The organism is Nocardioides segetis, assembly GCF_051390595.1.
GTDB lineage: Bacteria > Actinomycetota > Actinomycetes > Propionibacteriales > Nocardioidaceae > Nocardioides.
In genome coordinates, this window is sequence record NZ_JBNINR010000004.1 from 438,217 (window position 1) to 456,930 (window position 18,714).

Genomic DNA, 18,714 nt, shown 5'->3' on the forward strand with positions numbered 1-18,714 from the left:
AGCCCTGTGGCCGATTCCCTTCGTCCGGTCGCGCCGCGCGCGACCGTGGAGAGGCCGTGGGGCCGGCCGGGGCGCTGTTCCCTGCGAAAGTTCGGCGCCCCGGTCCACCCACGCGGCGGTCCCGCCGCACGGCCTCGTCCCGAACGCGGGGCCGACTGGCGCACCCTCACTGGTTCGAGATAAGGTAAGCCTTACCGAATTGCCCGACCTCGTCAAGAAGGTCGTTGACAATTCGTCAGAACCTCTCGGCGCTTCGACGCGCCCGAAAACCCCCGCAGTAGCGGGTGATTCCGTCGTTGATTAGGTGAGCCTAAGCTGTGTGTTAGGGTCGGATCGCCCGAGATGTTGACACTCTGACAGCAAAGAGCACGTTCATGGTCACCCGCACGTCCCACCCGTTCCGCATGCTCGCCGTCGCCGCCGCGACGCTGACACTGACGGCCTGCGGGGCGGTCATCGACGGCAAGGCGGGCCACGGCGAGGAACAGCCCGGCACGACCGTTCCCTCGATCGCCGACGTGAGCACGCTCGACGACCCCCGCAGCTGGCAGGGTGCGGTGGACATCAACCTCCCCGATCCGAAGATCCGGCCCGTCGACGCCGACCCGACCCCGCAGCTGCCGGCCACCGTGACCGACGCCCAGGGCACCGAGGTGACCGTGACCGACGCCAGCCGGATCCTCGCCCTCGACATCTACGGCACCCTGTCGCAGACCGTGTTCGAGCTCGGCCTCGGCGACAACATCGTGGGCCGCGACGTGTCGTCGTCGTACCCCGAGATCGACGACCGGCCCCTGGTCACCCAGAACGGCCACGAGCTCAACGCCGAGGCGATCCTCGAGCTGAACCCGAGCGTCCTCATCACCGACACCTCGCTCGGCCCGTGGAACGTCGTGCTCCAGGTCCGGGACGCCGGCATCCCCGTCGTCGTCGTCGACGGCGACCGGGACTTCGAGAACCTCGCCTCGCTCACCCAGGAGGTGGCCGACGCGCTCGGCGTGCCGGAGCAGGGCAAGCAGCTGGGCGCCCGGATCGCCCAGGAGGCCGACGCCGTCCGGGCCCAGATCGCCGAGGTGGCCCCGCGGGACGTGACCGGCCAGCTGCGCACGATCTTCCTCTACGTCCGCGGCCAGGCCAACGTCTACTACATGTTCGGCAAGGGCTCCGGCGCGGACGCCCTCGTCTCGGCCGTGGGCGGCTACGACGTCAGCAGCGAGATCGGCTGGGACGGCATGAAGCCGGTCAACGACGAGGGCCTCATCAAGGCCCAGCCCGACGTGGTCGTGATGATGAGCAAGGGCCTGGAGTCCGTCGGCGGCGTCGACGGCCTGCTCGAGCAGTTCCCCGCCCTCGCGCAGACCCCGGCCGGTGAGAACGAGCGCGTCATCGCCATGGACGACGCGCAGATCCTGAGCTTCGGTCCGCGCACCGCCGACGTCCTCAACGCGCTCGCGGTGGCGTTCTACGCACCCGACAGCCTGCCGGCCGAGGACCGGCTGTGACGGCGACCGTTCCCGGTCCGGCCGTGCGCTCCGAGCCCGCGAGCACGGGCTCCGCGACCGCCACGGCCGCCGTCGACCGGCGCCGCCGCCGGCGGGTCGTGCTGCTGTACGCCGGCCTCGGCATCGCCCTCGTCGTCGCCGCCCTCGTCGCCGGCGGGTCCGGGCAGCTGTCCATCCCCGTCAACGAGATCCTCGGCTCGATCGCCCACCGCCTCGGGCTCGACGTGGGCCCGCTGCCGAGTCACCCCCGCGGCGAGTACACCCTGTGGAACGTCCGCTTCTCCCGGATCGCCATGGCCGTGATCGTCGGCGGCTCCCTGGCCGTGGCCGGCGCCGCCATGCAGGGCGTCTTCGGCAATCCGCTCGCCGAGCCGAGCGTCGTCGGCGTGTCCTCCGGCGCCGCCGTGGCCGCGGCGGTCGCGATCGTCTTCAGCCTGCGCTTCGCGGGCGACTGGTCGATCCCGGTCTGCGCGTTCGTCGGCGGCCTGGTCACGACACTGCTCGTCTACGCGCTGTCCCGCTCCGACGGGCGCACGGAGGTCGTCACGCTCGTCCTCACCGGCATCGCGGTCAACGCGGTCGCCGGAGCGCTCCTCGCCCTCCTCATGTTCGTCGGCGACACCCAGGCCCGGGAGTCGATCGTCTTCTGGCAGCTCGGCAGCCTCAACGGCAGTCGGTGGTCGTACGTCGTCGTGGTCGCCCCGCTGGCCGTGATCGGGGTCGCCGTCGCCCTCGCCTGCGCCCGCAGCCTCGACCTGCTCGCCCTCGGCGAGCGCTCGGCACGCCACCTGGGCGTCAACGTCGAGCGACTGCGCATCGTGCTCATCGTCGTGGTGGCGCTGCTGACCGCGGCCGCCGTCAGCTTCTGCGGCATCGTCGCGTTCGTGGGCCTGATCGTGCCGCACCTGGTCCGCATGGTGACCGGTCCGGGGCACCGGGTCCTGCTCGTCGCCTCCTTCCTCGCCGGCGCCCTGGTCCTGATCTGCGCCGACACCGTGGCACGGACCTTCGTGGCCTACACCGACCTCCCGCTCGGGATGCTGACCTCGCTCGTCGGTGGGCCGTTCTTCTTCTGGCTGCTGCGCCGCACCCGTCGTACCGCGGGAGGCTGGGCATGAGCCACCCCATCACCGGCGGCGCCGCGCTCACCGCCGCCGGCGTCACCCTGAGCTTCGGTCGGCGTCCCGTGCTCGACGCCGTCGACCTCGAGGTCCGCCGGCGCGAGGTGCTGGCGCTCGTCGGCCCCAACGGCGCGGGCAAGTCGACGCTGCTCTCCGTCCTCGCCGGCGACCTCGACCCCGACCAGGGCGAGGTGACGCTCGAGGGACGTCCCCTCGCCGAGTGGAAGCTGCGCGAGATGTCGCGCCGCCGGGCGGTGCTCACCCAGGAGCACCGGATCTCCTTCCCGTTCCCGGCCGTCGACGTCGTCCGGATGGGACGCGCGCCGTGGCGCGGCTGTCCCGAGGAGGACGAGGACGAGCGGGTCGTGGCCGAGTCGATGGCCACCGCCGACATCGACCACCTCGCCGGACAGCCGTTCGGGATCCTGTCCGGCGGCGAGAAGGGGCGCACCTCCTTCGCCCGCGTCCTCGCCCAGCGCACCGGCGTCCTGCTCCTCGACGAGCCCACGGCCGCCCTCGACATCGGGCACCAGGAGACCGTCCTGGCCCACGCGCGCGACCAGGCGGCCGCCGGTGCCGCCGTGGTCGTGGTGCTCCACGACCTCAGCCTCGCCGCCGCCTGGTCCGACCGCGTCGCCCTGCTCCATCACGGCCGCGTCACCGCCGAGGGTGCCCCCCGCGAGGTGTTCACCGCTCCCCTGCTGAGCCTCGTCTACGACCACCCGATCGACGTCCTCACCCACCCCGGCACGGGTGACCTGCTGGTGCTTCCCGACCGGCGCTCGCTCATGTCCCGGGAGGAGACCGCATGAACCCGCATCCGCTCACCCGTCGCCTCGTCGTCCTGGCCCTGCTGGCGACCAGTCTCGTCGCCGCCCTGACCAGCGCCACGACGACCTCCGCCGCCGCGGCCGCGCGGGTCACGGTGACCAACGACCGCGGCACCGCGGCCGCCGACACGAAGTACCGCACCGAGCTGACCATCAGCGGCTCGGGCTTCCAGGTCGTCGAGGGCGGATTCGGCGGCGTCTACCTGATGTTCGGCTGGGTCAAGGACCCGCGCGGCGGCTCGTGGAAGCCGTCGAAGGGCGGCGTGACCGGCTCGGACTACCGCTACATCCCCGACAGCGAGAACGCCGCCGACAACCAGGGCTACCTCAAGTTCATCGCCTTCCCCGGCAGCTCGACGTCCGGCGAGGCCAACGCGGTGCTGGGCAAGAACGGCTCCTTCAAGGTCACCCTGACCGTGCCCGGACCGACCTTCCAGAGCGTCGACCGCAACGGCAAGGTCGCCACCGTCGACTGCACGAAGGTCACCTGCGGGGTGATCACCGTCGGCGCCCACGGCGTGAAGAACCCCGCCAACGAGACCTTCACGCCCGTCCGCTTCGCCAGCGTGTACGACGCCGCGCCGGCCGACGGCCAGGACCAGGCCGGCGCCGGGGCGGGCGCCACCGCGCCCGAGACCGGGGCGACCACGCCGAGCACCGGGCAGGGCGTCCCGGACGCCGCGGCAGCACCGGACGCCGCGGCAGCACCGGGCGCCGCCGTACCTGCCGCTTCGGGACCGCCGAAGCTGACGACCGACCGGCTGACCGCCAAGGTCGGCAACACCCTGGCCTTCACCGCGACCGGCTTCCGGCCCGGCGAGCAGGTGCTCGGGGTGCTCGACGACGGCGTCGCCGGCATCGGGCCCATGATCGCCGGACCGTCGGGCGAGGTGGCCGGCATCCTGCCGTTGCCCGCCGAGCTGACGCCGGGCACCCACGAGCTGCGCCTCACCGGCGCCGCCACCGGCGGTCAGGCCACGGAGCGGTTCGCGGTCCGCCCGGCCGACGCCGCGGCAACGCCGAAGGACGCCGCCGCCTCGTCCGACGACGAGGGGACGAGCCCGGCCCGGGTCTTCCTCGTCGTCGCCGGCTGCCTGTTCGTGCTGGCCCTCCTGGGGCTGGTGCTTCGGCTGCTGCTCCTGCGCCGCCGCCACTCGTCGGGCCCCGCCGGCCCGTCCGGTCCCTCCGCTCCGGCGGGAGCGGCGGCATGAGGCGCGTCGTCGCGGTCCTGCTGGCCGTGTGCTGCGCCGTGCTCGGCGCCGGCACCCTGCTGTCCGCGGCGACCGCGGCCGACGGCGACGGCACGGGCGTCGTCCCCGCCGCCGAGAGCGCCTCGACCACTCCGCCGACCGAGGAGCAGAGCGAGCCGACCGACCAGCCGACCGACCAGCCGACCGACCAGCCGACCGACCAGCCGACCGACCAGCCGACCGAGCAGCCGACCGAGCCGACGGAGCAGCCGACCGGCCCCACGACGCCGCCGGACGACGGCGCCTTCTCGGTCTCCGACGCGGTCTTCCGGTGGGGCGTGAACGACGAGAGCAACAACCGCGCCTTCGCCCCGGGCACCTTCAACTTCCTCTCGGCGGGTGTCGCGCCCGACCCGGGCAGCGGTGGCCAGACGATCAACCTGAGCACCGGTGCCTGGCCCAACGGTGCCACCGCGTGGAACGCGACGAGCGGTGCGACGCGGATCGAGAAGGTCACCACGTCCGGCGCGCGGCTCGCGAACCTCGCCGGCCTGAAGACGGCTGCCGACGACGCGACGCCCTTGGCGTCCCCGACCGGGGGACTGTTCAGCAACCACCAGGTCGTGATCAGCGGCGGGACCGGGAAGGTCGATCCCGCCGCCGGGACGGCGAGGATCACCTGGCAGGGCTCCTTCACCGTCTTCTTCTACTCGGGGATGACCTTCTTCAGCATCAGCAACCCTGTGCTCGACGTGAAGCCCGGCGAGGCGAGGATCACCGCCACGGCCAGCGGCTTCGCGAGCTCGATGGAGGATCAGAGCAAGTGGGTGCCGGTGCCCCCCACCGACGTCACCTTGGCCGAGCTCGACGGCGTGGGCACGTCGCAGCTGTCGGCGGCCCAGGGCTTCACCGCGACTCCGCGCTATCTCCAGGTCGCGCACACCCCGTCCGACGGCTCGCAGCAGGTGCGCACCGGCGCCTTCTGGGGGGCATTCCCCGCGTCGTTCCTCGCCTTCGTCGAGAAGGCGGGCTCCGGCGCCTACTGGTACTCCTCCGGCGGCGCCAGCGACGCCTACAAGGTCCCCAAGCCCGTTGTGATCAGCTGGGACGCGAAGACCGCGATCCAGCCGGACAAGCCCGTCGTGGCCCCGGTCGCGGCCGACAAGCAGCCGAAGAACAAGGCCGGCAAGAAGCCGCCGGCAGCGCAGCCGCCGGGACCGTCCGTCCCGGTCGCCCAGCCCGTCGGTCCCGTCCTGCCCGACCAGGTCTTCGCGGCGGCTGCCGGACCGCCGGCGGCCGGAGCCGCGAACCCGCCCCGCTACGAGCCCCCCGTGGCCTACGCCCTCACCTCCGCCCCCACCTCGGCCGAGCGCCCGGACTCCTCCGGTCGCGCCTGGGAGTGGGCTCTCGGATCCCTCCTGCTGCTCGGAGCCGTCGGGATCACCCTGTCCGCACCCCTGATGAGAATCCTGAAAGGAACCCGATGAAGAGCGCACGTAGGGGCATCGCCGGCATCGCCGCCGCTGCCCTCACCGCCACCGGACTGTCCGTCCTCGGCGTTGCCACCGCACCCTCGGCGCACGCAGAGGAGGTGAGCGTCGACGACGCCTCGTTCACGTGGGGGCTCAACGGCTACGCCCAGAAGGGCATCTTTGCGCCCTGGAGCTTCAAGGACCTGACCGGCAACGTCACCCAGCTCGCAGGCTCGGTCTCCGGCGGCAGCCAGACCGAGTACGTCGTGGCTCCCGTTCCGGCGACGTCGATGCCGGTGTCCGACCCGCAGAAGACTCCGAACGCGGTGAAGTTCACCGCAGGCACCGGCACAGCCGACCCGCAGACGGGCGAAGTCGACCTGGCCTGGACCGGCTCCTACACAGTGAACGCCTATCCGCCTGTGTACAACGCACCCAACGAGATCTACTCCGACCCGGAGCTGACCCTCGACGCCGAGGGATCAGGCGAGCTCACCATGAAGTTCGCTCTCGGAGCGGGTCAGGACATGGAGGGCAACCCGACGCCGGCCCAGGATTTCGGCCGGCTCACCCTGATGACGTTCAGCGACGGAGCGGTCGACGAGACGGGCCTCGGCACGTTCCGGGCCACCCCCGACTACCAGGGCGTCGAAGTCACAGTCCCGTCGGCCGAACTCCAGCAGAACCGGTCCTGCACCACGGCCGGTGGGGCGACCGGTTGGTGGGGTGCGTGGCCAAGCACCTTCGTGAACGCACTCCCGTCGAGCGTGCGAGCGCACTTCTACTCGACGGGCTGCGGTGGCAACCAGGACCTCAAGCCGGCCCTTCCGGTCGACGTCGACCTCGGCGTGTCGGAGCCCGAGCCGGAGCAGGCACAGGTCAGCGTCTCCCAGACGACCCTCGCCGCCGAGGGCACGCACCAGGTCACCGTCACCGGGTCCGGCTTCGACCCCGCGCTCGCGACGGGGACGCGTCCGCCGCTGAACGGCAAGCCCGCCGGCACGTACATCGTCTTCGGCAAGTTCGCGGAGGCGTGGCGACCGTCCGCGGGAGCCTCGTCCGCGACGCGGGTGAACAGCAGCCAGAAGTGGGCCGTTCTCGCCGAGGACATGAACACCATCGGCGGCCCGAACGCCGGAGCCGTCGAGCTCGAGGCGGACGGGAGCTTCACCGCGACCGTCACCGTCGACAAGGCCGCGATCGACGCCAAGGCCACCGCCGCCGACCTGACGAGGTACGGCATCTACACCTACGCCGCCGGCGGTGCGACGCAGGCTCTCTACGAGACCTACACGCCGATCACCTTCACCGCGAAGCCCGAGCCCAAGCCTGAGCCGAAGCCGACCCCGTCGGCGACCGTCGCCCTGGCGAAGAAGCCCAATGCCAAGGGCAAGAAGGGCTCGGTGACGATCACCTCGACCGGCCTCGCCGGCCAGCAGGTGACGGTGGTGGTCAAGCAGACCAAGCCGAAGCCGAAGACCAAGAAGGCCAAGAAGAAGGCCCTCAGGACCATCCCGGTGTCGATCGACGCCTCGGGCACCACCACGGTGGCCCTGCCCAAGCTCGCGAAGGGCACCTACAAGGTCACGGTCACCTACCCCGGTGGCTCGTCGGTGACGAAGGTGAAGGTCAAGGGCACGAAGTAGCCCGCCGCCGACACGTCCGGGGGTGTGTCCGCCACGCGGCGGGCACACCCCCGCTCCCCGTTCGCCGGCCGGCCCTTTTTCGCCTCTAGGATCGACTTGTGCCGAAGATCGCCGCAGAGACCGTCCCCGCCCACCGTGACCTCGTCCGGCGGCGGATCTTCGACGCCTTCGCGACGCTCATGGACGAGCGGAGCTTCGACGCCATCACCATGGCGCAGATCGCCGCGCGGGCCGACATCGGCCGGACGGCGATCTACCACCACTTCCGGGACAAGGAGGCGGTCGTCGTCGCCTTCGCCACGGAGGAGACCCAGCACTACCTCGCCGACCTGCGCCGCGACCTCGACCTGGTGCCCGACCCCGTCGCCAAGATCCGGGTCTACCTGCGCCACCAGCTCCAGGCCGGCCAGCAGTTCCACACCGGGATGGGCGGGATCCTCTATCACCTCCTGTCGGAGGAGGCGATGGAGAAGATCCATGACCACGTCGCGGCCGTCGAGGAGGTCCTCGAGGAGATCCTCGACCAGGGCATCGCCGAGGGCGCCTTCCGCGTCTCCGACCGGAAGTCGGCGATCTCCCTGCTCCACGCGGCCCTGGCGACCCGCCAGCTGCCCGTCGCGGCCGTCGAGGAGTTCGTGCTCCGCGGCCTCGGCCACATGGGTTGACAGGCACTCCCCGACCCGCGGAGCATGGAACTTAGGCAAACCTAAGGAAAACTCGCCTCGGCGTATTGACAGGCACCCCCCATCTTCCTGACACTTAGTCAGTAAGTTGTCACCGCCACGCCGAGGAGCTGCCGCCATGTCCGTCGCCACCACCGTCCGCGACGAGGACCTGACCCTGTCGACCGCCATGCGCGAGGGCTCGCGCGCCGAGCACGAGGCGGCCGAGGGCTCGACGTTCATGGCCGAGCTGCTCGAGGGCAAGCTCACCGCCGAGGCGTACGCCGACCTCCTTCTCCGCCTGCGCCGGGTCTACGCCGCGCTCGAGGAGGTCGTCGCCGAGCACCGGGACGAGCCGACCGTCGCCGCGGTCCACGACTCCGCGCTCGACCGGCTCGCCGCCATCGACGCCGACCTCGCCCACTGGGCCCCCGGCGTCGACCCGGAGCAGATCGACTCCCCCGCCGCCACGGCGTACGTCGAGCGCATCCGCGCGGCCGGCGCCTGGGGCGGACTCCTGGTGGCGCACCACTACACCCGCTACCTCGGCGACCTGTCCGGCGGCCAGGTGATCGGGCGGGTGCTGCAGCGCACCTTCGACCTGCCCGAGGGCACGGGCGTCAGCTTCTACGAGTTCAGCGAGATCCCCAAGCCCAAGCCCTACAAGGACGCCTACCGCGCGCGCCTCGACGCGCTCGACCTCACCCCCGACGAGGTCACCCGGATCGTCGACGAGGTGCGTGCCGTGTTCGGCCTCAACCAGGCCCTGTTCGACGAGCTCGGCGGACAGATCGAGCGCTACCGCGCCGCCTGACCCGCCTCCCCCGGCGCGCTAGCCTCGGACCTCATGGTGGGGTTCGGGGGCACCGGGGTCATGCTGCTCGGGATCGGGGTCGCGGCCCTCGGCTGCGGACTCCTGGCTCTGGTCCTGGTCCGCCCGCTGGGCTGGGTGTCCGCGGTCGCGATCGCCGGCCTCCTCTGGTCGGTCGCGGCGATCGCCCTCGTCACGCTCGTGCCGACGTCGCCGGACACCGGCATCGTGCCCGCCGAGGGACGGATGACCTCCTGCTCCTGGGACATCGGCGGTCCCGCACCCGACGGCTTCTGGATCTTCGAGTCCGGGCAGCGCACGCTCAACACCGCCCTGTTCGTGCCCTCGGGGATCTTCCTCGTCCTGTCCGTCGCGCGGTGGCGCGCCGGGTGGCTCCTCGCCCCGATCGGCCTCGCGGGCCTCGCCGGCTACTCCGCGCTGATCGAGGCGACCCAGCTCGAGCTCGCGCGGATCGACCGCGCCTGCGACGTCACCGACATCATCGACAACACCACCGGGGCGCTGTTCGGCGCGGCCGTCGGCGTGGTGCTGGTCCTGGTCCTGCGGTCGGCCCGCCGCCGCTGATCGCTCGGCGAGGGCCAGGTCGAGCCCGGCACGGCAGCCGGCCATCATCCGGTCGTGGTTCCACAGCATCAGCGGCCGGGCGACGTACGACGCCAGGGCGAGCGTGCCGCGGACGGACACCTCCTGCGCGAAATCCAGCCGGGTGCCCCGGGCGGCGGCGGTCAGCGTGAACCGCGCGAACCCGTCGAGGTCGCCGCCGATGGCCACCTCGACGACCGGCGGAGTGCGCGAGACGGCGTCGAGCACCAGGTCGAGCGTGAACGGCAGGGTGGACCGACAGCACACCCACGCGGTGTCGGGGCCGAGCCGCGCGACGGCGCGCACCTGCGGCCACCAGCGCGGGTAGTGCTCGAGGTCGACCAGCGTGGCCGCGACCTCGGCCGGCGGGGCGTCGACCACCCAGGCGTCGGAGAACGCGAACGACCGGCGCACCGCTCCATCATGCCCCGAGCAACACTGGGGACATGCCGAGCACCGGACAGACCATCGCCGACGCGGCCGCCACCCTCGGCCTGACGGCCGACACGCTGCGCTACTACGAGAACGACGGACTGCTGCTGCGCCCCGTTCCCCGCGACCCGAGCGGTCACCGGCGCTACCAGACCGCGGACCTGCGCTGGATCGAGCTGGTGACCCGGCTGCGCTCGACCGGGATGCCGATCCGCGACGTCCGCCGCTACGCCGAGCTGGTGCGGGCCGGTGACGGCAACGAGCCCGAGCGTCTCGCACTGCTGCAGGCCCACCGCGACGAGGTGCGGCGCCAGCTCGCCGAGGTCACGGCGCACCTCGGGGCGATCGAGTACAAGATCGGCATCTACGAGGACCGACTGGCGCAGCTGGAGCGGATCGCCTGACCCGGGCTTGACCTGGAGCGCGCTCCAGGGTCTTCGATGAGGACATGACGAACCCGACCCGCACCCTCGGCACCACGTCCCCGCTGACCGTCTCCGCCCTCGGCCTCGGCTGCATGGGCATGTCCGACTTCTACGGCAGCCCCGACGAGGCCGGCGGCATCGCGACCATCCACCGCGCGCTCGACCTCGGCGTCACCTTCCTCGACACCGCCGACATGTACGGCCCCTTCACCAACGAGCGGCTCGTCGGCAAGGCGATCGCCGCCGGCCCGCGCCGCCGTGACGAGATCCAGCTGGCGACCAAGTTCGGCGTCCAGCGCGATCCCGACGGCACCCGGCGCGGCATCAACGGACGCCCGGAGTACGTCCGCTCCGCGTGCGACGCCTCGCTCCAGCGGCTCGGCGTCGAGCACATCGACCTCTACTACCAGCACCGCGTCGACCCCGACGTCCCGATCGAGGAGACCGTCGGCGCGATGAAGGAGCTGGTCGAGGCGGGCAAGGTGCGCCACCTCGGCCTCTCGGAGGCCTCGCCGGAGACGATCCGCCGCGCCCACGCGGTGCACCCGATCACCGCGCTCCAGACGGAGTACTCGCTGTTCAGCCGGGACCTCGAGGACGAGATCCTGCCGACCCTGCGCGAGCTCGGCATCGGCCTGGTCGCCTACTCGCCGCTCGGCCGCGGCATCCTCACCGGCACCGTCGGCGCGGACGGCTGGGACGCGAGCGACAGTCGCGCGACGGCGTACTTCCCCCGGTTCCAGGGCGACAACCTCGCCACGAACCTCTCCCTCGTCGACCGGATCCGCGCGCTCGCCGACCAGCACGGCTGCACGCCCGGCCAGCTGGCACTCGCCTGGGTCCTCGCGCAGGGCGACGACGTGGCACCGATCCCGGGCACCAAGCGGGTCGCGTACCTCGAGGAGAACGCCGGCGCCCGCGCCGTCACGCTGAGTGCCGACGACCTCGCCGCCCTGAGCGCCGCCGTCCCGCGCGACGCCGTCGCCGGCGACCGGTACGGCGACATGAGCACGGTCAACGGCTGAGCCCCGCTACCGTGGGCCGGTGACCACGCCTGACACCGACGTCCTGCTCGCCCGGGCCCAGTCCTGGCTCGCCGAGGATCCCGACGCGCACACGCGCGACGAGCTCGTCCGGGTGATCGCCGCGGTCGAGGCCGGTGACGCGAACGCGCGCGCCGACCTCGCCGACCGCTTCCGCGGCACCCTCGAGTTCGGTACGGCGGGCCTGCGCGGCGCGCTGGGCGCCGGACCCAACCGGATGAACCGGATCGTCGTCCTCCGGGCCGCGGCGGGGCTGGCGGCGTACCTCCGCGACACGGGGACGGCCCCGGGCACGCCGGTCGTGATCGGGTACGACGCCCGCCACAACTCCGACGTGTTCGCCCAGGACACGGCGGAGGTGATGGCGGGCGCGGGGCTGCGCCCGCTGCTGCTCCCCCGGCCGCTGCCCACGCCGCTGCTGGCGTTCGCGATCCGGGAGCTCGGATGCGCGGCCGGCGTCATGGTGACGGCGAGCCACAACCCGCCGCAGGACAACGGCTACAAGGTCTACCTCGGCGACGGCAGCCAGATCGTGCCGCCGGCCGACAGCGAGATCGCGGCCCGCATCGCCGCCGTCGGCAGCCTCGAGTCCGTGCCGCGGGCGTCGCTCGCGGCGACCGGCGGCCGGGTCCTCGACGACGGGATCGTCGACGCCTATCTCGACACCGTCGCCGCGATCGCCGGTGACGGCCCCCGGGATCTCACGATCGTCTACACGCCGCTGCACGGCGTCGGGGGAGGTGCCCTGCCGACGGTGCTGGAGAACGCGGGCTTCGCCGCGCCGCAGGTGGTCGCGGAGCAGGAGGAGCCGGACCCCGACTTCCCCACCGTCGCGTTCCCCAACCCGGAGGAGCCCGGCGCGATCGACCGCGCGGTCGCCCTCGCCGAGCGGACCGGCGCCGACATCGTGATCGCCAACGACCCCGACGCGGACCGGTGCGCGGCCGCGGTGCCCGACGCGACCGCGGAAGGCGGCTGGCGGATGCTGCGCGGCGACGAGGTCGGCGCGCTGCTGGCCGACCACCTGCTCCGCGCCGGCCGCTCCGGCGTCTACGCCACCTCGATCGTGTCGTCCTCGCTGCTCGGCACCATGGCGCGCGCCGCGGGTCAGCGCTACGCCGAGACCCTCACCGGGTTCAAGTGGATCGGCCGCCTGCCCGGGCTGGTCTTCGGCTACGAGGAGGCGCTCGGCTACTGCGTCGACCCCGCGCACGTCTCCGACAAGGACGGCGTCTCGGCGGCCCTGTTGCTGTGCGAGATCGCCGCCGAGGCGAAGGCCGCGGGCCGCACGCTGCTCGACCTGCTCGACGACCTCGCCGTCGCCCACGGACTGCACGCGACCGACCAGCTGTCGGTGCGGGTCACCGATCTCGGCGAGATCGCCGCCGCCATGGAGCGCCTGCGCGGCACTCCACCCGCGACGCTCGGCGGCTCCGCCGTCACGGCGGCGGACGACCTGACCGCCGGCTCGGCCGACCTGCCGCCGACCGACGGCCTGCGCTACCGCACCGAGGACGGCAGCCGGGTCGTCGTCCGGCCGAGCGGCACCGAGCCCAAGCTCAAGTGCTACCTCGAGGTGGTCGTCCCCGTCGTCGACGGCGACGTCCCCACCGCACGGGCGGAGGCGGCCACCCGGCTCACCGCGCTGCGCGCCGACATCGCGGCGGCCGCGGGGATCTGAGCGTCGTCTCCGTCAGCTGACGGAGACGGCGTCGACCACGAACACCAGCGTCTCGTTCGGCTCGACGCCCTGGCCGCCCTGGCCGTAGCCCAGGTCCGGCGGGATCACGAGCAGGCGGCGGGTGCCCTCCTGGATGCCGATCAGCCCCTGGTTCCAGCCGTCGATGACCGGCGCGTTGCCGAGGTCCTCCAGCGGGAAGGTCTGACCACGCTCGAAGGAGCTGTCGAGGACCTGCTTGTTCGACCAGGTGACGAGGTGGTAGTTCGTCTCGACCGTGTCGCCGGCCTCGGCGGCCGGGCCGCTGCCGGTGACGAGGTCCTTGGAGAGCAGCTCCACGGGCGGCGTGCAGTCGTCGGGGACCGTGATGGTCGGCGTGCTGCCGAACGCGCCCTCGACCGTGATGTCGTCGATGGCGCACTCCTCGCCCGACGGGGCGGGAGCGTCCGAGGTCGCGCCGTCGGTGGTCGCACCGTCGCTGGTCGTGGCGGCCGACGACGCGTCGGAGGCCTTGTCCTCCCCCGAGTCGCCGCACGCGCTGGTGGCGAGCACGGACAGGGACACGACGACGGCGGCGACGAGCCGGGCTGGAGTCTGCATGCGGGCAGCCTACGAAGCGCCGCCAACGCTCAGGCGACGAGGGCCACGACGAGGGTCGCCACCGTCAGCACGGCGAGGGCGCCGATCTCGAGCCACGCCCACGCGAGACGGACCGCTCCGCCCGCGTCCGGGTCGCGGGCGACGCGGTCCCGGCCGTCCGCCATCCGGCGACGCAGCTTGTCCTCGATCAGCCACGCCGTCGACCTCTTCTCCAGCGGCGTGTCGTGCGCGGCGCGCTTGTCGTGCCGCATCGTGCGCCGGGTGCGGCCGAAGCCGCTGCCGACGTACGTCGCCTCGCCGACCTTGACGACGGTGACCTGGCTGATCTCCACCGACGTCATCAGCGCGAACGGCACCCAGCGGGTGTGCAGGGCGTTGCGCATCTCGAGCTCGTCGCGGCGCACCACCAACGCGGGCCGCAGCAGGACGATCCAGATCAGGACGCCGACGAGCAGGCACAGCGGATACGCCCACGGGGCGAAGCCGGCCTCCGGGTCGAGCAGGCCGTAGCCGATCGCGATCGCGACGAACACCAGGCCGATCACACCGACGACAAGACCGCCGGAGCTGTAGCGCTCGGGCTTCTCGACACCTTCGTTCTGCACGCTCCCAACCCTATGCTGGGCAGATGCCGACCACCGCCCCCGCCGATCCCGCTCCGGGACTCGCGGCGTACTCCGAGGTGACGGCCAGCGAGGCCTCGCTGCGCCGCTTCCTGCACGGCCTGCCCGGCGTCGACCAGGTCGGCGCCGAGGCCCGCGCCGCCGGGCTCGGGACCCGATCGATCAAGACCACCGCGAAGGCGTGGGCCCTGGACCTCGCGATCCGGATGGTCGACCTCACCACGCTCGAGGGCCAGGACACCCCCGGCAAGGTGCGGGCGCTGGCCAACAAGGCGCTGCGGCCCGACCCGGCCGACCCGACCTGCCCGTCCGTGGCGGCCGTGTGCGTCTACGGCGACCTGGTCGGCGAGGTGAAGGCGATCGTCGGCTCGCAGGTCAACGTCGCTGCGGTCGCCACCGCCTTCCCGAGCGGGCGGGCGTCGATGGACGTCAAGCTCGCCGACACCCGCGACGCCGTCGCAGGCGGCGCCGACGAGATCGACATGGTGATCGACCGCGGCGCGTTCCTCGCCGGGCGCTACCTCCAGGTGTTCGAGGAGATCGTCGCGACCCGCGAGGCCTGCGCCCGTCCCGACGGCTCGCACGCCCACCTCAAGGTGATCTTCGAGACCGGCGAGCTGCAGACCTACGACAACGTACGCCGTGCCTCGTGGTTGGCGATGCTCGCGGGCGCCGACTTCATCAAGACCTCCACGGGCAAGGTGCAGCCGGCGGCCACCCTGCCGGTGACCCTGGTGATGCTGGAGGCGGTGCGCGACTTCCGCGAGGCGACCGGCGTCCAGATCGGCGTGAAGCCGGCGGGCGGCATCCGGACCGCCAAGGACGCGATCAAGTACCTCGTCATGGTCAACGAGATCGCCGGCGACGACTGGCTCGACCCGGACTGGTTCCGCTTCGGCGCCTCGACGCTGCTCAACGACCTGCTGATGCAGCGCACGAAGATGACCACCGGCCGCTACAGCGGTCCCGACTACTTCACCCTGGACTGATCTGTCATGGCGTTCGAATATGCACCCGCTCCGGAGTCGCGGAGCATCGTCGACATCAAGCCCTCCTACGGGCTGTTCATCGACGGCGACTTCGTCGACGGACGCGGCGCCTCGTTCAAGACCGTCAACCCGGCCACGGAGGAGACCCTGGCCGAGGTGGCCGAGGCGTCCGACGCCGACGTCGACCTCGCCGTGAGGGCCGCGCGGCGCGCATTCCGCGGGTGGTCGCGGATGTCGGGCAGGGAGCGGGCGAAGTACCTCTTCCGGATCGCGCGGATCATCCAGGAGCGCGGGCGCGAGCTGGCGGTGCTGGAGTCGATCGACAACGGCAAGCCGATCAAGGAGAGCCGCGACGTCGACGTCCCCGTCGTGGCCGCGCACTTCTTCTACTACGCCGGCTGGGCCGACAAGCTGGAGTACGCCGGCCTCGGGCCGAACCCCCGGCCGCTGGGGGTCGCCGGCCAGGTGATCCCGTGGAACTTCCCGCTGCTGATGCTGGCGTGGAAGGTCGCCCCGGCCCTGGCGTGCGGCAACACGGTCGTTCTCAAGCCCGCCGAGACGACGCCCCTGACGGCGCTGCTCTTCGCGGAGATCTGTCAGCAGGCCGACCTGCCGCCGGGCGTGGTCAACATCGTGACCGGCGCCGGCAGCACCGGTCAGGCCGTCGTGTCCCATCCCGACGTCGACAAGGTCGCGTTCACCGGCTCCACGGCGGTCGGCAAGGCCATCGCGCGCGCCATCGCGGGCACGGACAAGAAGGCCACGCTCGAGCTCGGCGGCAAGGCCGCCAACATCGTCTTCGACGACGCCCCCATCGACCAGGCGGTCGAGGGCATCGTCAGCGGCATCTTCTTCAACCAGGGCCATGTCTGCTGCGCCGGCTCCCGGCTGCTGGTGCAGGAGTCCGTGGCCGACGAGGTGCTCGCCCGGCTCAAGCGGCGGATGGGCACCCTGCGGGTGGGCGACCCGCTCGACAAGAACACCGACATCGGCGCGATCAACTCCCGTGAGCAGCTCGACCGGATCCGGGAGCTGTCCGCGATCGGCGAGGCCGAGGGCGCCGAGCGCTGGGCGCCCGCGTGCGACCTGCCGTCGTCCGGCTTCTGGTTCCCGCCGACGATCTTCACCGGCGTGACCCAGGCCCACCGCATCGCGCGCGAGGAGGTGTTCGGACCGGTCCTGTCCGTGCTGACCTTCCGCACGCCGGCCGAGGCCGTGGAGAAGGCCAACAACACGCCGTACGGCCTCTCCGCGGGGGTGTGGACCGAGAAGGGCTCGCGGATCCTGCACATGGCCTCCCAGCTGCGCGCGGGCGTCGTGTGGGCCAACACGTTCAACAAGTTCGACCCGGCCAGCCCGTTCGGCGGCTACAAGGAGTCCGGCTACGGCCGCGAGGGCGGGCGCCAGGGCCTCGCCGCCTACCTGAAGGGGGCCGACGCCTGATGGCTCGGATCGACGTGCGCAAGACCTACAAGCTCTATATCGGCGGCGCGTTCCCGCGCTCGGAGTCGGGCCACTCCTACGAGGTGACCGACGCACGCGGTGCGTTCGTGGCCAACGCCGCCCTCGCCTCGCGCAAGGACGTCCGCGACGCCGTCGTCGCGGCCCGCAAGGCCTTCGGCCCCTGGGCGGCGCGCACGGCCTACAACCGCGGCCAGATCATCTACCGGATCGCCGAGGTCATGGAGGACCGCCGGCCCCAGTTCGAGGAGGCGGTCAAGCAGTCCGAGGGCGGCACCGCCGCCGCGGCGCGCGGCCAGGTCGACGCCGCCATCGACCGGCTGGTCTGGTACGCCGGCTGGGCCGACAAGCTCGCCCAGGTGATCGGCAACGCCAACCCCGTCGCCGGCCCGTTCTTCAACCACACCGCGCCGGAGCCCACCGGTGTCGTCGGCGTGCTCGCCCCCCAGGCCTCCTCCCTGCTCGGACTGGTCTCCGTCGTGGCGCCGGTGATCGTCACCGGCAACACCGCGGTGGTCGTGTCGTCGTACGCGCGTCCGTTGCCGGCGGTCACGTTCGCCGAGGTGCTCGCCACCTCCGACGTGCCCGGCGGCGTGGTCAACGTCCTCACCGGCGAGGCCGCCGCGCTCGGCCCGTGGCTGGCCGCGCACATGGACGTCAACGCGATCGACCTGTGCGGGGTCGCCGGCCCCCACAGATCCGACGGATCCGGCGAGCTCGCGACCTCGCTGGAGGTCGCCGCCGCCGACAACCTCAAGCGGGTACGCCGCGCGCCGGATGCCGAGCCGGACTGGACGGTCGAGCCCGGCCTGTCCCCCATGACCGACTTCGTCGAGCACAAGACGGTGTGGCACCCGATCGGGATCTGAGTCGGCGCGGTCGTCCGCGCGCCGCCCGGGCGTTCGTCGACGGCGCACCGCGTGGCCGATTGCAGCGGATCGCCTCGATGGACGCCCACCGGGCCGCGGCCGGCGCCCCCACGGAGCCGGCCCGCCTCGCCGTCCAGGCGGCCGGCGACGCCGCCTCCGCGGCGTACCTGCACCCGATCGCGCGCGCCCACCAGGTCGGGCACATCCTGCGGGCGGCCGCGAACGCCGCCCGGATCGCTGAGCTCGCCGCCGGTGACGACCCGGCCGTCGGGCTCGCCTCGATCGAGGCCGCCGGGCTGCGAGCCACGCCCGTTCTCGTCGACGTGCTGCGCCGCTATCCGTCCGCCCCGGCGGGACGGAGCCGGCCGGCGGTGCTGATGGCCGCACTCGACGCGGCGCTGCGTCGGCGCCGCTGAACCGCCCGGGGAGGTCGCAGGAGGCTGGGTTCGGCGGTCGGGTTGCGGTCCGGTGAACGGGCTGGGCTGTTCGTGGGCTGCGGTCGGGTGGGTGGTTCCGTTCCGGAAGGGCAGCGACGAGGAGGGTCGCGACGGGGCTGGGGTGGGTGGTCGGGTTGCGGGCCGGTGGGCGGGATCGGCTGGTGTCGCTCCTTGTTGCTTGTCGTGCTGTGAGGGCTGCCCGGAGGCTGCGGTCGGGTGCATGGTTTCGTTCCGAAAGGCAGCGACGGGGAAGGCCGGCAGCGTGGCTGGGTTGGGTTGCCGGCTGCGGTTGGCGACGGTCGCATGGGGCCTGGCGTGCG

At 72.5% G+C, this 18,714-nt stretch carries 18 protein-coding genes and 1 pseudogene; 16 read left to right on the forward strand and 3 right to left on the reverse strand.

Annotated elements, in window-relative coordinates:
- Nucleotides 1–374 precede the first annotated feature (374 nt).
- From ACPZVR_RS10495 to ACPZVR_RS10535, 9 genes are all read left to right on the forward strand, one after another.
- A complete protein-coding gene (locus tag ACPZVR_RS10495) occupies nucleotides 375–1,502 on the forward strand; it encodes a heme/hemin ABC transporter substrate-binding protein (protein ID WP_436699522.1) in 1,128 nt (375 codons plus the stop codon).
- Complete coding sequence (locus ACPZVR_RS10500; RefSeq protein ID WP_436699523.1) at nucleotides 1,499–2,620, forward strand: FecCD family ABC transporter permease; 1,122 nt, start codon at nucleotides 1,499–1,501, stop codon at nucleotides 2,618–2,620. The genes ACPZVR_RS10495 and ACPZVR_RS10500 overlap by 4 nt, the downstream gene beginning before the upstream one ends.
- The gene (locus ACPZVR_RS10505) at nucleotides 2,617–3,435 is read left to right on the forward strand and encodes a heme ABC transporter ATP-binding protein (RefSeq protein WP_436699524.1); all 819 of its coding nucleotides are present in this window, start codon (nucleotides 2,617–2,619) and stop codon (nucleotides 3,433–3,435) included. The genes ACPZVR_RS10500 and ACPZVR_RS10505 overlap by 4 nt, the downstream gene beginning before the upstream one ends.
- Nucleotides 3,432–4,664 (forward strand): hypothetical protein, encoded by a 1,233-nt coding sequence (locus ACPZVR_RS10510; RefSeq protein ID WP_436699525.1) that lies wholly within the window; start codon nucleotides 3,432–3,434, stop codon nucleotides 4,662–4,664. The genes ACPZVR_RS10505 and ACPZVR_RS10510 overlap by 4 nt, the downstream gene beginning before the upstream one ends.
- A complete protein-coding gene (locus tag ACPZVR_RS10515; RefSeq protein ID WP_436699526.1) occupies nucleotides 4,661–6,130 on the forward strand; it encodes a PT domain-containing protein in 1,470 nt (489 codons plus the stop codon). Before ACPZVR_RS10510 ends, ACPZVR_RS10515 begins: the two co-directional genes overlap by 4 nt.
- Nucleotides 6,127–7,761, forward strand: a complete 1,635-nt coding sequence (locus tag ACPZVR_RS10520) for a hypothetical protein (RefSeq protein WP_436699527.1) — start codon at nucleotides 6,127–6,129, stop codon at nucleotides 7,759–7,761. The genes ACPZVR_RS10515 and ACPZVR_RS10520 overlap by 4 nt, the downstream gene beginning before the upstream one ends.
- Before the next feature lie 98 nt (nucleotides 7,762–7,859).
- Nucleotides 7,860–8,426, forward strand: coding sequence for a TetR/AcrR family transcriptional regulator (locus ACPZVR_RS10525; protein WP_436699528.1), 567 nt, complete (start codon nucleotides 7,860–7,862; stop codon nucleotides 8,424–8,426).
- A 136-nt stretch (nucleotides 8,427–8,562) separates the two neighbouring features.
- Complete coding sequence (locus ACPZVR_RS10530) at nucleotides 8,563–9,237, forward strand: biliverdin-producing heme oxygenase (protein ID WP_436699529.1); 675 nt, start codon at nucleotides 8,563–8,565, stop codon at nucleotides 9,235–9,237.
- A gap of 33 nt (nucleotides 9,238–9,270) precedes the next feature.
- Nucleotides 9,271–9,819, forward strand: a complete 549-nt coding sequence (locus tag ACPZVR_RS10535) for a VanZ family protein (protein ID WP_436699530.1) — start codon at nucleotides 9,271–9,273, stop codon at nucleotides 9,817–9,819.
- A 114-nt stretch (nucleotides 9,820–9,933) separates the two neighbouring features.
- Here ACPZVR_RS10535 and ACPZVR_RS10540 read toward each other — a convergent pair.
- Nucleotides 9,934–10,251 (reverse strand): annotated as a pseudogene (locus ACPZVR_RS10540) (SRPBCC family protein); the annotation flags it as partial.
- Between the two features lie 32 nt (nucleotides 10,252–10,283).
- Here ACPZVR_RS10540 and ACPZVR_RS10545 point away from each other — a divergent pair.
- The 3 genes from ACPZVR_RS10545 to ACPZVR_RS10555 are packed head-to-tail and all read left to right on the forward strand — an operon-like array spanning nucleotide 10,284 to nucleotide 13,418.
- Entirely contained in the window at nucleotides 10,284–10,673 is a 390-nt protein-coding gene (locus tag ACPZVR_RS10545) for a MerR family transcriptional regulator (protein WP_436699531.1), read from the forward strand.
- 44 nt (nucleotides 10,674–10,717) lie between these two features.
- The gene (locus ACPZVR_RS10550) at nucleotides 10,718–11,719 is read left to right on the forward strand and encodes an aldo/keto reductase (protein ID WP_436699532.1); all 1,002 of its coding nucleotides are present in this window, start codon (nucleotides 10,718–10,720) and stop codon (nucleotides 11,717–11,719) included.
- 19 nt (nucleotides 11,720–11,738) lie between these two features.
- Entirely contained in the window at nucleotides 11,739–13,418 is a 1,680-nt protein-coding gene (locus ACPZVR_RS10555) for a phospho-sugar mutase (protein ID WP_436699533.1), read from the forward strand.
- A 12-nt stretch (nucleotides 13,419–13,430) separates the two neighbouring features.
- Here the strand turns inward: ACPZVR_RS10555 and ACPZVR_RS10560 are convergent, their stop codons facing one another.
- Together ACPZVR_RS10560 and ACPZVR_RS10565 are read right to left on the reverse strand one after the other, a co-directional pair.
- On the reverse strand, nucleotides 13,431–14,015 hold the full coding sequence (locus ACPZVR_RS10560) for an FKBP-type peptidyl-prolyl cis-trans isomerase (protein WP_436699534.1): 585 nt from the start codon (nucleotides 14,013–14,015) through the stop codon (nucleotides 13,431–13,433).
- 29 nt (nucleotides 14,016–14,044) lie between these two features.
- The gene (locus ACPZVR_RS10565) at nucleotides 14,045–14,620 is read right to left on the reverse strand and encodes a hypothetical protein (RefSeq protein WP_436699535.1); all 576 of its coding nucleotides are present in this window, start codon (nucleotides 14,618–14,620) and stop codon (nucleotides 14,045–14,047) included.
- A gap of 23 nt (nucleotides 14,621–14,643) precedes the next feature.
- Between ACPZVR_RS10565 and deoC the strand changes: the two genes are divergently transcribed.
- The 4 genes from deoC (at nucleotide 14,644) to ACPZVR_RS10585 (ending at nucleotide 18,373) form a co-directional block, all read left to right on the forward strand.
- Complete coding sequence (gene deoC, locus ACPZVR_RS10570) at nucleotides 14,644–15,627, forward strand: deoxyribose-phosphate aldolase (protein WP_436699536.1); 984 nt, start codon at nucleotides 14,644–14,646, stop codon at nucleotides 15,625–15,627.
- 6 nt (nucleotides 15,628–15,633) lie between these two features.
- Nucleotides 15,634–17,070, forward strand: coding sequence for an aldehyde dehydrogenase family protein (locus tag ACPZVR_RS10575; protein WP_436699537.1), 1,437 nt, complete (start codon nucleotides 15,634–15,636; stop codon nucleotides 17,068–17,070).
- Entirely contained in the window at nucleotides 17,070–17,957 is an 888-nt protein-coding gene (locus ACPZVR_RS10580; RefSeq protein WP_436699538.1) for an aldehyde dehydrogenase family protein, read from the forward strand. The genes ACPZVR_RS10575 and ACPZVR_RS10580 overlap by 1 nt, the downstream gene beginning before the upstream one ends.
- A gap of 77 nt (nucleotides 17,958–18,034) precedes the next feature.
- On the forward strand, nucleotides 18,035–18,373 hold the full coding sequence (locus ACPZVR_RS10585; RefSeq protein ID WP_436699539.1) for a hypothetical protein: 339 nt from the start codon (nucleotides 18,035–18,037) through the stop codon (nucleotides 18,371–18,373).
- Nucleotides 18,374–18,714: the final 341 nt, after the last annotated feature.